Raw genomic sequence first — 13,468 nt, 5'->3', positions numbered from 1 at the left:
AAATACCCGACACTAGTCAAAATCAGCAGTGTCGGGTAATTGGACATGTTTATTCGTTATCTTGCTTTTCATCCTCACGTTGCTTTTCAGCTGCTTTCTTTGCTTCTTCGCGCTCTTTTTCTGCAGCTTTTTTCGCTTCTTCACGTTCTTTTTCTGCAGCCTTTTTAGCAGCTTCACGTTCTTTCTCTTGTTCTTTCTTTAAAGCTTCTTTTTCTTTCTTCTCTTCTTCTTTTAGTGCTTTTGAAGTTTCTTTTACTACTTCATTATTTATTTCTTCAACGTCTCTTTCTTCTTCTGCTTCCATTTTGTCTGTTTCATTTTGAAGCTCTGTTTCTAATGTTGTTAGTTCAAGTTCTGCCTCTTCATCTGAAATTTGGCCACTAGCTAATTTGGCTTCTACCTTTGCTGTTTTTTCAGCAAATTTAGCATTCCTTTCTTCTAGTTTTGTAAGTTTTTTATCTAATTTTTCAAATGACTTTTGAATATTCTTCATGATTGCTTGTTGAGCTGTTGGATTTTCTATTTTTTGCAATACGATTAAAAGCGTATCAACATTGTGCAACAGTTTTCCTTCAACGACATCCTCTTCTGTTATTTCTTCTACTACAACCTCTAAATCTTCCGTAGTTTCTTCGATAGGATTTTCTGCAGGCTCACCTTCTGTTCCTTCTTCAGATGTATCTGCTTCTTGTTCTGGTAATTGTTCTCCAGCTTTTTCTTGTAATGCAATTGCATCATTCAATAACTCTTCTGCTTTTTCTGTTTCTCCAGCTTTTAATAAAGCATTTGCTTCTGCAATACGTTCAGCAGCAAAGTTTGCTAATAATTGCGCTTCTTTATAATCATCAATTGTTATTGCAAGACGAATGTTCTCAGAAATCATTTTTACAAAATAGAAAAAGTCACCTGGTATTAAAGAAGGGTCTTCTTCGTTATCTAACTCCACTTCTTCAATTGTATCATCAGTAACTTCTTCCGCTTCTTCTTCCACTGTTGATTCAGAGGTACCTTCAAGTGTCACTATATTTTCTTCTTGTTCTGTCGATAATTCTCCCATATTTAACTCAACCGTTTCAGATTGATCCTCGTTTGCAAAAACAGATACCGGGCCTGATGTGAATACAAGCGTAGATGTTAATACGGTACTTGCTAAAAATGGGATAAATTTTTTATTTTTCATATCGTTATTGCCTCCTCTTTTTTTCTTCGTTGCTACATATTTCGTCAATAAAATCTATATTATGTCGGTTGTTTTGGTTTTAATTTAAAAGATTTACTTTGTTACAGTACTGCAACATTTGTTATTTTACCTCCTTACTCTACCAGTCTATCTAAACCTTTCCATATTTTAATGGAATACATAATTTCCCATTACCATTTCTAGTTCTTCTGACGTATGGGATAGTGAGATAAAAGTAGAAAAAGGTTAAATTTCCCAATGAATAGATATGTTACAACTGATACCATTTTTACTAGAGAGATTGCAAGAAAACAAAACAGAGGAGGAAAAGACAATGAAAAAATTCAAAACTATTCTTTTAGCAGCTGCATTATCTATTGGTATTTCAGCCATCCCAACAATAACTGATGCTGCTTCCACATATAAAGTTAAACCTGGAGATTCATTATGGAAGATTTCAAATAACTTTGGTATTTCTCTATTAAGCTTGCAACAAGTAAATAATTTTTCTGGTAGTGTTATTTACCCTAACCAAGTATTGGCTATTCCCTCCTCTATATCAAATGAGGAAAAAGAATTAATGGCACGTTTAGTTCATGCTGAAGCAAAAGGTGAATCTTACGCTGGTAAGGTTGCAGTTGCGACTGTTATTTTAAACCGTGTAGACCATAAGGAATTTCCGAACTCTGTCAAAGGAGTAATCTATGAAAATGTAAACGGACATTATGCATTCTCCCCTGTAAAAAATGGGGCAATTAACCAAGCTGCTGACGCAGAAGCTCGTAAAGCAGTTAACGAAGCACTTGCTTTTAGAGGATTAGGTAGTGGATCTATTTATTTCTATAATCCAAATACAGCCAAAAGTGATTGGATTAAAACACGTGAAGTGACGACTAGAATTGGGAACCACGTGTTTGCAAAATAATGATAAGCCATGTTCCCTAAAGGGACATGGCTATTTTTTTATAAGATTATTGAAAAGTGAACCATGATATTATTCCATTTCTTCTGCTTCCATCACCTCGTCAAAAGCAGCAGAGACCTTTTGAAATTCCTGGTCCGTTGCAATCGGTGCTATATCTCCATCCTCGTCAACTTTCAGAAAAAAGATATCCATGTCATCATCTGTATCATCTTCTATATCATCCAAAAAGCTAACCGCTACATAGTCTATTCCTTCTACCGTCATCTTTGCTAGTACTTCAACCTGTTGCTCTTCTTCCCCTTTATCACTAATTGTAAAAATTTCTCCAGCTTCAATAATATTCATTTTAAATCCTCCTCTTTTAGAAATGTAGTTATTGTTTGTATTCTGTAACTTTATTGTCTCTTAGATTTATTGTATTATGTATAACAATCTTTCCTATAATATAAAGGAACTTTGACGATGGAGGGTGTTTTGTATTGAAGAATTTAGTTGCGGAAGAATTTGATCGTTTAGTGAAAGACAAGACAGTCGTATTAAAGTTTAAAGCAGATTTATGAACAGCCTGTCAACAACTGGCTCCAGTTGTTCAAGCTGTGTCTGAGGAATTAAGCAGCCAAGTTGATTTTTATAATGTTGATGTTAAAATACAAGAAGAAATGGCACAGAAATTTGAAGTCCAAGGCTTGCCAACGTTAGTATTACTAAAAAACGGAAAAGAAATAGATCGACTCGTAGGATTAGCTAAGGAAGAAGAAATAAAAATTTTTGCAAATCAATAGGAAAAAAACAGGGTTTTCTTAAAAGGAAAGGAAAACCCTGGTTTTTTATTTTGGTTAGACTTTCAAATTTTCAACTTGCCTCTCCTTCATTGGATCCCTCATTTTTTATAAAGAAAGACAAAGCTAGTGCAAATATAGAAAAGATTCCAGCAAAGATAAAGGATACATTTACGCCATGAATGAGACCCTGAATTCCCTCAGAGGGAATGGCGCTATTTGACATAACGGTAACCATTAAGGCTGTTCCGACAGCACCTGCTATTTGACGCATCGTATTATTCATAGCTGTTCCATGAGGAATAATGCTCAACGGCAGTTCATTTAATCCAGCTGTAGTTACTGGCATCATGACAAACGCAATTCCTAACATTCTAACCGCATTTAATACTGCAATATAAGTAAATGTAGTCTCCGTCGTTAAAATGGTAAACATAAATGTGGATACGACTAAAATGGATAGCCCAATAATAGACAGCCATCTCGCACCAAATTTGTCAAACAATCTCCCGGTTATTGGGTTCATTAATCCCATTGTAACAGCTCCCGGTAGTAACGCTAAACCAGATTGAAAAGCTGTGAAACCTAACATATCCTGCATTAATAATGGCAATATTACCATGGAACCAATCATGGCGAGAAAGACAATCATGCCAAGAATGGTCGTTAAGGTGAAAACTTTATATTTAAATACTTTGAATTCAAGAATAGGTTGCTCTAGCTTCATCTGTCTAAATATAAACCAAGTTAACGTAATTGTACCAATTACCATTGCTACAATAACTTGTGTATTCGACCATCCTTGCTGTCCACCTGCCATACTAAAGCCATATAACAAGCCGCCAAAACCTAACGTTGATAAGATAATCGATAAGATATCAAGCTTTGGAAAGGTTTGTTTTGTAACATTTTTCAAGATAAAGTAAGCTACAATCATATCAATGATTATAATTGGTAAAATAATATAAAATAAACTTCTCCACGGGAAATGATCTACCATATAACCTGATAAAGTTGGACCAATAGCAGGAGCAAAGGCAATAACTAAACCAAACATACCCATTGCTGTACCGCGTTCTTCCTTAGGAAATATCAAAAATAGAATAGTCTGCATGAGTGGCATAATAATACCTGCACCACTGGCTTGAAATATTCTCCCAATCATTAACATAGGAAAATGTAAAGATAAAGCACAAATTATCGTACCAAATCCAAAAAGACCTAAGGCGGTAAGGAATAATCCCCTTGTAGAAAAACGGCCAATTAAAAAAGCTGTAATGGGAATCATAATCCCATTAACGAGCATAAAAATGGATTGGACCCACTGCGCAACATTATATTGTAAATTTAAATCCTCCATTATATGGGGTAAAGCTGTAGCTAAAAGTGTCTGGTTTAAAATAGCTACAAAAGCACCTGAAATTAAAACAATCATGATTGCCCATTTGTTATAAGGGGCTGATCCCGATTGTTCTGGCTCTTGATTATCAACCATAAAACATTTACCTTCTTTCTTTCGGTTGTGAAAGGATTTTTTCATGTATACGTTCAATCAAAATGACATCTTCTTTTACTAATTTCTCTTCTTTTATATAAGTGAGCATTGCCTCAACTAAAAATTGCTTTGGATTTTTCTTCAAGAATTCTTCTTTAAGTAAATGAACAGCATTCATTAGCTTTTCTTGTTCCAACACTTGTAAAGACAAATTACTAATTTTATCTGTTAATAAACGCAACCTCTTCTGTAGCTCTTCTTCTAAATTAGCAAGGGAAAAGGCGGGAATATGATCTGTCACCACGGGCTCCATTTTAGGAAGAGCTTGAACGATTCCATCCATACTAGAGACAATGAGATTCGCTAATTTGTCAACAGCTATATCGATCCTCTGTCTCACGATGATGGTTATCATGTATTCCTTTAACATTCCTTCCATCATAATCACAAGGTCTGAAATAAAAGGTTGGATTTTTGTTCCATATGTCTCCAGTAATGTATCCCTATGTATGCCTGCCATGGAAGATTTCAACTTCCTCATAGTGTGAAAAACTTGTTGATTTTCATTTGGCGGAAAATCTTTAAAGAGAACTGTAAAGAAGTCCCGATTAGCTATCCACTGTTCTAGTTCTATTTTTAGTTTTTCAACGAAAATTTCCTTTCTTGTTAAATTACCTGCATGACTAAAGGAATGTGCTTGCTCCATCATTTCTTCATAATATTGTTTTAAAATTTCAATAAATAGCATTTCTTTCGATTCAAAATGCTTATAGAAAGCTCCTTTTGAAATTTCAACACGTTGGGCAATTTCCTGTACGGAGGTTTGATGAAATCCTTTTTTTGAAAACAACTGAATAGATTGAGTCATTAATTCTTTTCTTTTACTCATACAACACCTCCTTCATAAACCCATCGGTCATAAAAGGTAACCAATTAGTCACAAATTGTATGGTAAGGGGTATGTAAAATAAAGTCAACTAATTGACATGCATGAAAAAGAGGTGTCAAAGTCTATCCTTTGACACCTCCATATACTTTTGTAACGATTAAAAATCGTATTCCGCATCTTTTTCCTCTTGAATTTTCTTGTAAGTCTCCGTTAATACTACGGTATCCTCAACTAAGCGTTCGATTCGAAATTTGACATCCTCATTCGTAATTTCTTTTCGGTTGAAATCCTTTTCCTCTATAAAAACATACGTTTGAACGATTTGTGCTTTCATGTAAGCTAAAATTGGTTTTATTTGCTGCTCTGGAATTAAGTAATGCTTGGCGGAACCAGCTGTTACGAGCAAACTGACAACTTTATCCCGAAAAGCATTTTGAGGAAGAAGATCGAAAATGTTCTTTAGTGTTGCTGGTATAGACGCTTGGAATACTGGTGTCCCCATAATTACTGCGTCAGCTTCCATAATGGTTTTAGTAATGTAACCTGTATCACCTTCATATTCCAAATAATTTCGTCCATCACTAAACTGTACGTTATACTCGGCTAAGTCAATTAATGTCACATCAACATTAGGGTACTTTTCATTCATTGCTTTGACAGTATACTCCATTGCTGTTTTCGTTTTGGATCCAACGATGGAGCCGGCTATTCCAACAATCTTCATGTCTGATCCCTCCTAGTTTTTTGCAGTATATTTTTTAATAGCTGGTAAAATTTCCGTCCCAATAAGTTCAACATTTCGCTTAATATTATCAAACGGCATTCCACCAAAATCAATTTGGGCAATATAACGTTGATGACCAAATGTTTCATGCTGGTAAAGAATCTTCTCAATAATTTGCTGCGGGCTACCGATATTCATAATATTATGCTTGTCTACCCCTTGAGCAAAGTGCTGTTTCGGAAAACCTTGGCCATTTGTTCTCTTCATTCCTTCATTAATGTGAGGATATAGATCCTTAAGGGCCTGCTGAGATGTTTCAGCTGCATAGAAAAAGCCAGCTGTTGCAATAGGTAGTTCTGCTGGGTCGAAGCCTTTGCTTCTTGCGGCTTCACGATAAGAATCAACAGTACGCTTGAATACAGATGCTGGTCCCCCTAAATGAGCCATAAACATCGGAACTCCTGCATAACCTGCTTTGATCGCACTTCCAGGTGACCCACCTACTGCACGCCATATCGGCATGGAGCCACTTTGTGGACGAGGCAGTACTTTTGCATTTCGTAATGGTTTACGGAATTCTCCGCTCCAATTAACTATTTCTTCTTCGTTTAGTTTTAACAACAAATCAAACTTTTCCTCGAATAACTCTTCATAATTCCGTACATCGTAGCCTAGTAAATCAAATAGTCCAATTCTAGATGCACGGCCAGCAACGATTTCAGTACGTCCTTTGGAAATCAAATCAATCGTCGCAAAATCCTCATACACTCGAACCGGATCTGATGTACTAATAATCGTAGAAGAACTTGCGATTTTAATTTTTTCAGTAGCTTGAGCAATAGCTGATAGTACGACTGAATGTGCCTGAGTGGCAAAATAATCTTGATGACTTTCTCCTACACTAAAGAAATCAATACCAGCTTGTTCTGCCAGCTTTGCATATTCGATAATTTCATGAATTCGTTCTTCCGCAGATATCCTCTCACCAGTTAACGGATTTGGTAAATGGTCCCCTAATGTATAGATCCCAAACTCAAGTCCCTTGTTTTTATCAATTCGGTATTTTTCCATGTGTTTCACGCCTTTCATGCCTTTTTCATTTTACAATTCATCCTAAGTCATTATAGGTTATAATGATAATAATGATAAGTACACACTTAGAAGTGGTATAGTATACAAAAGGATACTATGGAGGGATAAATGATGGGAAAAACACCGGAACATTGCCGGGTTGAGGACGCTCTAAGTATTTTAGTCGGAAAGTGGAAGCCAATTATTTTATTGCATCTGCTACAAGAAGGTACAAAACGGTTTAGTGAACTAAAACGTAGTTTACCCGGAATTACACAAAAAATGTTGACGAAACAATTGCGTGAATTAGAAGATGAAGACATTGTCGAACGAGTTGTGTATCCACAAGTCCCTCCAAAAGTTGAATATTCGATCACGGAATACGGTCGCAGCTTGGAGCCTATTTTGGAAGCAATGCATGAATGGGGAATGAAACATACCCTTCATAAACAACAGAAACAAAAAAGTAAATTATTGTAAAATATAACATGTTTCAAAGAATCTGATTCTAAGCAGGAGTTCTAAAACAGATGTAGAATACCTTTTTTTAGTAATGGAAAAGGAGAAAGAAACATGAAACAACGCCATCAAGTTTTATTTAATCAATTAGAAAGTTATCGAAGCTATATGTTAGGTGTTCTAGAAGGTGTATCAGAAGCAGAAGCCGAGGTTATTCCACCTGGATTTAACAACAATATTCGATGGAATTTAGGTCATATTTATTTAGATCAATATGATTGGATTCAAGCTGTCACGAAGGAAAAGAGTGGAAATGTACCAGATTCTTTTCGTTCTTGGTTTGGGTACGGGACATCTCCTACTGATTTCACTTCAGAAACACCATCCATAGAAGTGTTGAAAACATTATTAGCTAAACAACCTGAACAAATTAAAGAGCAGTATGGTCACCGATTAGAAGAAGAATTTCCGCCAACAGAAATGGGAATGGCTACCATTGAACAAGTGTTAGTTCGAACCATTTTCCATGAGGGTATGCATTTGCAAGCCATACTTGATTTAAAGAAGTGTTTAAATAATTAACGTACAAAAGGACAAAGATTGAGCTATCTTTGTCCTTTATATATTTATTCCGCAACCTAAACGCGATTTAGATGTGTGTCTTTAAAATGTGTTGGGTATTTTAATCCGTAACCTAGCATTCTATCCATCCCAATATGAGAAAGCCAAATTAAGCTTACAGTTAAGAGAACATCATTGGAGAAAAGGAACCATAGCAAGATTATGATTATAGGTATGGTATATGTATGAAAGACGTTATAAAGTAAGGCACCAGTTTTCTGATTAATGGCATAACCTATCATCGAAATATCTGGAACAAATAACAAAATAAAAAAGACTAACCAGCTAAAGTCATAAGAAGCATACCAAACAATACTTAAAAGGAAGAAAAACGCCCCTTCCAAATGTAAAAATAAACGATTCACTAATATACCCCCATTATGGATATTTCCTAAAAGCATCGTGAAGAACAGCAAACACTAGTTCAACACTATACATTTTCATTTAGTTGCAGCTCTAAATATTCCTTTACGTTTGGAATACCACTTGGATGATCTAACACCGTTTTAACCCAGCTATCTCTTTCAAAGCTGAGAACCTTTAAATCCCAACAACAGGCAATTAATCCCTTTGGGGTAAAATATTCGTATTCATCCGGATGTTCATGTGATGCAACATACACGTGATGGTTAAGTTCATTTTCATCCGACCACCAATCTATAAAAATAAAACTAGCCCCTAAACCATCATGTATTCCTATAAACCCTACTCCATATCTATTGTCAGTAACTGCAGGCGAAGGAAGTGTCTTTGACGCAAGTTCTTTTGCTTTAGAAATCAACTCTTTCCTTGGATATTCACTCTTATACGAAATGCCATACAACTTCATGGTCCAGCCTTCCTTTTCCCAAAGTTCAAGAAAACGAATCGGACGCTTTTTATATTTTTCTTGTAATGTAATCATCTAAGTTCCCCCTTTAAATTGAAATCATATATATATAAATTTTTGACGATTGTTTTTATAGAAAAGTTACATCACCTATTTCATCCACGCTCAACTTAAAACTTACCCCAAAATAAATTAATAAAGCTAAGTTGGACATATTATCGGTAGGAGGTGAAAAGATGGCTGACAAGGAAGAAAAAAACATGAAAAACCAATCATCCTACATGAAGCAAGAAGAAGGCTTACCGCCGAACCCAGAGATGGCTGGCTTTAACATTTCTGAAGACATAGAAAACGACAATAATCTAGATAAAGATCCCAATACCGATCGCCACAATGAAAATGCACGTGCAACAGCTGCTCTTGAATCAGAGCTTCCAAGAATTAATACAGAAAATTTGTAGGAAACTACTGAGAAGCGCTTGGACTTGTTAGGAAATGACCCAAGCGTTCTTTCATTTTGTATTTTTTTTGATTAGGGCCTTGTCATACCAAAACCTATTTTCAGACTTTAAATAGTAATTTCTTTAGGGATAACCCAGATCTTGGATGTAATGAGTATGGCAAAAAAAATAAAAAATCCAAAATTGATAAAAAGGTTTGCCATGCCACTTTCATGAAGAAACTGATAGTAAACCAATATGTTTAAGCCAAAAGAAAATAGAAGTCCTGTATAGGAAATAGTACATAAATAGTTACCAAAAATTAGTCTTTTGTAATGTTGATAAAACGGCCGATTATCCCGGATTATTTTTATTTCTTTTATCTGACTAACAAGACCAATAGCTAACACAACAAAAAGTAATATAAGTAACATCTTCCATCTCCTTTCTTTGAAAAAACAAAACTTTATATCTTAGACTTAGTTGATTGTAAGATTAAAGGAATCAATTCAGAAATTATTTATATAATTTATTTCTTGTACTATTTAAATAATTTAGAATGGATTCTCACCTTTAACAAATGGAACAAAAACAGCATAGATTGAGCTAATAAATAGTAACCAGAAAAGAATAGATGTCATTCGTGTTTTAAGATAGTTGCTTTTTTTGTTTATCAAAAGACCCCGTATTATTGTATAAGTAAAGTACAATAAATAAGACACTCCAAACCAATTGACCCATACATTTCCTTCAAATTTTATACCGAAACCTTCATAAATTCCCCGTAATACATTATCAGTTATGAATAAACCAATAATTAAAAGTGCTAATACTTGAACAGTTGTAATAGTGTACATTTTCCAATCTGCCAATATTTCACCTTCCTTTCTAACACGCTTCTTTTTTTCTCTAAATCAATTAATTACTAAAAAGTCTTGTATGTTATAACTACTTTATTTTTTAATAGTTTTAGGATCAATTTCTGTAATTATCGGTTCATGTTTTGAAATTATATCTACCTTATGTTCCATACAGGCTAATGAGTAATGTATTAATTTATCGTTTGGAAAAAAAGTATTTAAGACCGTTTCACGTTGAATAAAGTCATAGTAATTAGATTTACCATAAATTTGAAAGGCGTCTCCATCAGCTATTTCCGTACTATTTTCAACCGTATAAACCATATAAATTACGGAATAGGTAACGTAATTTTTAAAGTCTATTTGTAAAGTTTGTACTTTACTATCAGGATGAGGAAAAATAAGCAAATCAGTTGGATTTTCACTCTTATTTACTATTATCCTCAGTTTTACATCATTTGTTCTTGGTTCTATAATACTTTCAAACGAAATACTATACCCTTTTTCTTTCACTAACTCCTCAAATGTCATACGCGTTGCCTCCAATACACCTTCACTTTAATATTAACATAATATTCCATTGTATTTGTATAAAAAAAAGGATCACCCGATTTGGATGATCTACATCTATTTCTTATGCTTTTTGAGTAGTGTTTGTATTCTACCTTGTTGATTTTTAGCTAGAACTTATTGATAAAAAACTAGCTATATAAGACTGTAAGGATTCAGGTAAAAGCTGAAAGAATAATCCCTCATATTTGAGATCAAGAAAAACGGCAATGAAAAAAAATATCAAGAAAAAAACTAAAATTATTTTCTTGTTTTTATTAATAATCGACTTCAAATTGTTCCCTCCAGTGTTGACTATTTACCAAATTCTCACTAGGTAGAAAGTTATTTTTTATAAAAATATATAAGACTCTCCAAAAATGTTATTTCAGTAAATTCATTAACGCAAACGATGATTTAATGTTGTAACCTGTTCGTATGCTTTTAGCAAATCAACCCAGTAATCATCCGTAATTCCTTTCTCTAAATAAAACTCACTGAATTTTGCTGAATGCCCTTTCGTTTCCGCTTCTCCCGTGTATTTCAATGTATCATTTACAACTTTACTATACGCTATCATCAATTCCTCCATTTTTCTAATTTCGCTAATTTGTTCCTCCGTCAACTTTTTTCCATCTTCATCAGTATCTGATCGCATAAAAAAATAAGCATAATCTGCGTTTATACTCACAACCTGGTCGTTTTTAAAGTCCTTTAATCTCTCTACATTACGTCCTATTTCCGTCACGGCCTGGGTCTCGAACGCAATTACACGAAATCCCATTTCTAACTCTTCTGCTTGAACTTTCTCCAGTGTCCCTGTCTTTAAAACATTCTGTAAAATACTTAAGTTGTAGGAGGGCGTGTCTGAAATGAGAACGATCTTTTTCACTAATTCATTTGAAAGATAGGATTCATACAGTTTTTTATCCTTCTCAGATAAAATCCACAACGTAAAAAAAATTAAAAATGCAGCTGCTAAAAGGACATTCAACTTAATTTGTTTGTTCTTTTTCAAATGAACCCCTCCGAAAAATAATGGTAAGATTTCTATTCTATTATTCTACCAAAGTATTCAAATTAATCCATTACTATAAGAGTAATGGTCGCCTATGCAAGCGACCAGTTGAGGTTATGTATAACATCAATCCCAAATATCGGGTCTTGGAATTTTGGCTGTTCTTAAGTAATCTAGTAATTGTCCAGTATGTACTGATTCATGATACGCAATTCTCATCAACATATCTCCTAAACTTCTTACATACCCCACATCTGAACGGTCTATCATTATGTTGAATAAAACGTCTTCATTAAACGAACTTACTGTTTCTAAAAATTCTTTTCTAAGTGGAGCCGCTACAGCTAATTCTTTCTCTACAGATATTAAAGGTAAAGAATCAAATGGTGATTGATAATGACTTAAACTACCTTTTTTCTTTAAAGCTAGATGATAATAATGTTCCCCATCTAACACATGGCGAACCATTTCTATACACGTCAATGCTTTACTATCTGGTTTCCAACCTAGATATTCCTCAGGTATAGCCTTCCACACCTTTATACTTCTTCTTCTAACCTCTTCTAAGTTTAATCGTGCCATTTCTATCGCGTTCATCTCGTATCCTCCAATTTTAAATCTAGCTAATATTATAATGGAACATACGTTCTTTCACAATGGTGTTAACTTAGTTTCTTTTTTATAAGCCATTTTAAATAACTTATTTACAAAAAAACAATATTTACTTATATTCTTAATAAATATATAAAGGAATATTAAGGAGGTACAGATGAGCAGCCCTATTTCAAACCAAGTAGGAACAGTTTTAATACCAGTAAAGAATTTGCAACGTTCAGCAGTATTTTACACGAAGATATTAGGACAACCTTTAGGGAAAGTACGAGGTCCGGTATATAATTTGAATATAGTAGGACCAACAAGGGTTGCACTGGACTGTGATAATTTTAATGATGTGATTAGGAATGGTGAGGTAAATCCTAGTTCACATCCTCTTTTTACATTTGAGACTACAAACATAGAATTAGCTCACCAGTTTTTACTAGAAAATAATGTTGAGGTGGATAACATTCAACTATTTGGTAATACAGGACTTTTTCATTTGAAAGATTTGGACGGAAACATCATTATGGTACATGGAGCTAAAGTGTATGGAGATTAACTAATAATTATCTATATATGACTGGTATTAGGCAAAATGTAATACCAGTTTTTACATGTATTTATATATTAAAAGTACTAATTAGGTGGTTACATTCGACAAGATGTGAATGATATGAATGATTATGATTTTTTCAATCTATTTTTTTCTGAATCGGTTTCCTGTATTCGTGTAAAAAAGAATAAAAATAACCGTGGTGATGAATAATACAATCCCTAGTACAAACAGCCATACTTTTTCTAGGAGATCACTAAGGACCCAGAACACCATGGAAAAAGATAAAACAAACATCATTTTACCCATGAACTTGCAAAGAGCAACAGTATCATACTTTTCTTTTTCCTCTTTTGGCATCGTGTTATATCCTGCAATTAAGAAAGCACCTTTACCAACAGATAGAAAAATACCAAATACAATAAATAACACAATGACGATTATTGTTCCTATCATTTTCCCCCTCCTAAATGCTA

20 protein-coding genes are annotated in these 13,468 nt (G+C 34.2%); 6 read left to right on the top strand and 14 right to left on the bottom strand.

Features of this window, described 5'->3' with window-relative positions; genetic code table 11:
• Positions 1-49: 49 nt before the first annotated feature.
• Positions 50-1,180: a DUF5667 domain-containing protein gene (locus HNQ94_RS04780; RefSeq protein WP_174494820.1), complete on the bottom strand. Its 1,131-nt coding sequence runs from the start codon at positions 1,178-1,180 to the stop codon at positions 50-52.
• A gap of 334 nt (positions 1,181-1,514) precedes the next feature.
• Between HNQ94_RS04780 and HNQ94_RS04775 the strand changes: the two genes are divergently transcribed.
• On the top strand, positions 1,515-2,105 hold the full coding sequence (locus HNQ94_RS04775) for a cell wall hydrolase (RefSeq protein ID WP_174494821.1): 591 nt from the start codon (positions 1,515-1,517) through the stop codon (positions 2,103-2,105).
• Positions 2,106-2,174: 69 nt separating this feature from the next.
• On the opposite strand, the gene HNQ94_RS04770 is transcribed toward HNQ94_RS04775, so the two are convergent.
• Positions 2,175-2,450: a DUF1292 domain-containing protein gene (locus tag HNQ94_RS04770; RefSeq protein WP_174494822.1), complete on the bottom strand. Its 276-nt coding sequence runs from the start codon at positions 2,448-2,450 to the stop codon at positions 2,175-2,177.
• Between the two features lie 230 nt (positions 2,451-2,680).
• On the opposite strand from HNQ94_RS04770, the gene HNQ94_RS04765 reads away from it, so the two are divergent.
• Positions 2,681-2,887, top strand: coding sequence for a thioredoxin domain-containing protein (locus HNQ94_RS04765; protein ID WP_260400904.1), 207 nt, complete (start codon positions 2,681-2,683; stop codon positions 2,885-2,887).
• A 70-nt stretch (positions 2,888-2,957) separates the two neighbouring features.
• Here the strand turns inward: HNQ94_RS04765 and HNQ94_RS04760 are convergent, their stop codons facing one another.
• From HNQ94_RS04760 to HNQ94_RS04745, 4 genes are all read right to left on the bottom strand, one after another.
• On the bottom strand, positions 2,958-4,379 hold the full coding sequence (locus HNQ94_RS04760) for an MDR family MFS transporter (RefSeq protein ID WP_174494824.1): 1,422 nt from the start codon (positions 4,377-4,379) through the stop codon (positions 2,958-2,960).
• A 7-nt stretch (positions 4,380-4,386) separates the two neighbouring features.
• On the bottom strand, positions 4,387-5,268 hold the full coding sequence (locus HNQ94_RS04755) for a TetR/AcrR family transcriptional regulator (protein ID WP_174494825.1): 882 nt from the start codon (positions 5,266-5,268) through the stop codon (positions 4,387-4,389).
• 157 nt (positions 5,269-5,425) lie between these two features.
• Positions 5,426-5,992: an NADPH-dependent FMN reductase gene (locus tag HNQ94_RS04750; protein ID WP_174494826.1), complete on the bottom strand. Its 567-nt coding sequence runs from the start codon at positions 5,990-5,992 to the stop codon at positions 5,426-5,428.
• A gap of 12 nt (positions 5,993-6,004) precedes the next feature.
• Positions 6,005-7,063: an LLM class flavin-dependent oxidoreductase gene (locus HNQ94_RS04745; RefSeq protein WP_174494827.1), complete on the bottom strand. Its 1,059-nt coding sequence runs from the start codon at positions 7,061-7,063 to the stop codon at positions 6,005-6,007.
• A gap of 132 nt (positions 7,064-7,195) precedes the next feature.
• Between HNQ94_RS04745 and HNQ94_RS04740 the strand changes: the two genes are divergently transcribed.
• On the top strand, positions 7,196-7,543 hold the full coding sequence (locus tag HNQ94_RS04740) for a winged helix-turn-helix transcriptional regulator (RefSeq protein ID WP_174494828.1): 348 nt from the start codon (positions 7,196-7,198) through the stop codon (positions 7,541-7,543).
• A 93-nt stretch (positions 7,544-7,636) separates the two neighbouring features.
• Positions 7,637-8,104: a DinB family protein gene (locus tag HNQ94_RS04735; protein WP_174494829.1), complete on the top strand. Its 468-nt coding sequence runs from the start codon at positions 7,637-7,639 to the stop codon at positions 8,102-8,104.
• A 56-nt stretch (positions 8,105-8,160) separates the two neighbouring features.
• Here the strand turns inward: HNQ94_RS04735 and HNQ94_RS04730 are convergent, their stop codons facing one another.
• Together HNQ94_RS04730 and HNQ94_RS19465 are read right to left on the bottom strand one after the other, a co-directional pair.
• Positions 8,161-8,508 carry a DUF4260 domain-containing protein gene (locus HNQ94_RS04730; protein ID WP_174494830.1) on the bottom strand — a complete coding sequence of 116 codons (348 nt, stop codon included), beginning with the start codon at positions 8,506-8,508 and terminating at the stop codon, positions 8,161-8,163.
• A gap of 65 nt (positions 8,509-8,573) precedes the next feature.
• Positions 8,574-9,047, bottom strand: a complete 474-nt coding sequence (locus HNQ94_RS19465; RefSeq protein ID WP_221452486.1) for an isochorismatase — start codon at positions 9,045-9,047, stop codon at positions 8,574-8,576.
• A 161-nt stretch (positions 9,048-9,208) separates the two neighbouring features.
• On the opposite strand from HNQ94_RS19465, the gene HNQ94_RS04720 reads away from it, so the two are divergent.
• Positions 9,209-9,433: a hypothetical protein gene (locus HNQ94_RS04720; RefSeq protein WP_174494831.1), complete on the top strand. Its 225-nt coding sequence runs from the start codon at positions 9,209-9,211 to the stop codon at positions 9,431-9,433.
• 107 nt (positions 9,434-9,540) lie between these two features.
• Here the strand turns inward: HNQ94_RS04720 and HNQ94_RS04715 are convergent, their stop codons facing one another.
• The 5 genes from HNQ94_RS04715 to HNQ94_RS04695 all read right to left on the bottom strand — a co-directional run bounded on the left by HNQ94_RS04715 (position 9,541) and on the right by HNQ94_RS04695 (position 12,436).
• Complete coding sequence (locus tag HNQ94_RS04715; protein ID WP_174494832.1) at positions 9,541-9,846, bottom strand: hypothetical protein; 306 nt, start codon at positions 9,844-9,846, stop codon at positions 9,541-9,543.
• Between the two features lie 120 nt (positions 9,847-9,966).
• Complete coding sequence (locus HNQ94_RS04710; protein ID WP_174494833.1) at positions 9,967-10,284, bottom strand: hypothetical protein; 318 nt, start codon at positions 10,282-10,284, stop codon at positions 9,967-9,969.
• An 81-nt stretch (positions 10,285-10,365) separates the two neighbouring features.
• Positions 10,366-10,803 (bottom strand): hypothetical protein, encoded by a 438-nt coding sequence (locus HNQ94_RS04705; RefSeq protein ID WP_174494834.1) that lies wholly within the window; start codon positions 10,801-10,803, stop codon positions 10,366-10,368.
• A gap of 418 nt (positions 10,804-11,221) precedes the next feature.
• Complete coding sequence (locus tag HNQ94_RS04700; RefSeq protein ID WP_174494835.1) at positions 11,222-11,839, bottom strand: hypothetical protein; 618 nt, start codon at positions 11,837-11,839, stop codon at positions 11,222-11,224.
• Between the two features lie 126 nt (positions 11,840-11,965).
• Positions 11,966-12,436: a DinB family protein gene (locus HNQ94_RS04695; RefSeq protein WP_174494836.1), complete on the bottom strand. Its 471-nt coding sequence runs from the start codon at positions 12,434-12,436 to the stop codon at positions 11,966-11,968.
• A gap of 172 nt (positions 12,437-12,608) precedes the next feature.
• On the opposite strand from HNQ94_RS04695, the gene HNQ94_RS04690 reads away from it, so the two are divergent.
• Positions 12,609-12,998: a VOC family protein gene (locus HNQ94_RS04690; protein ID WP_174494837.1), complete on the top strand. Its 390-nt coding sequence runs from the start codon at positions 12,609-12,611 to the stop codon at positions 12,996-12,998.
• Positions 12,999-13,136: 138 nt separating this feature from the next.
• On the opposite strand, the gene HNQ94_RS04685 is transcribed toward HNQ94_RS04690, so the two are convergent.
• Complete coding sequence (locus HNQ94_RS04685) at positions 13,137-13,448, bottom strand: DUF3784 domain-containing protein (RefSeq protein WP_174494838.1); 312 nt, start codon at positions 13,446-13,448, stop codon at positions 13,137-13,139.
• Positions 13,449-13,468 lie beyond the last annotated feature (20 nt).

This window comes from Salirhabdus euzebyi (assembly GCF_014207435.1).
Lineage (GTDB): Bacteria > Bacillota > Bacilli > Bacillales > Alkalibacillaceae > Salirhabdus > Salirhabdus euzebyi.
The sequence above is the reverse complement of the archived record's forward strand: the minus strand, read 5'-3'. Positions and strand labels throughout refer to the sequence as shown.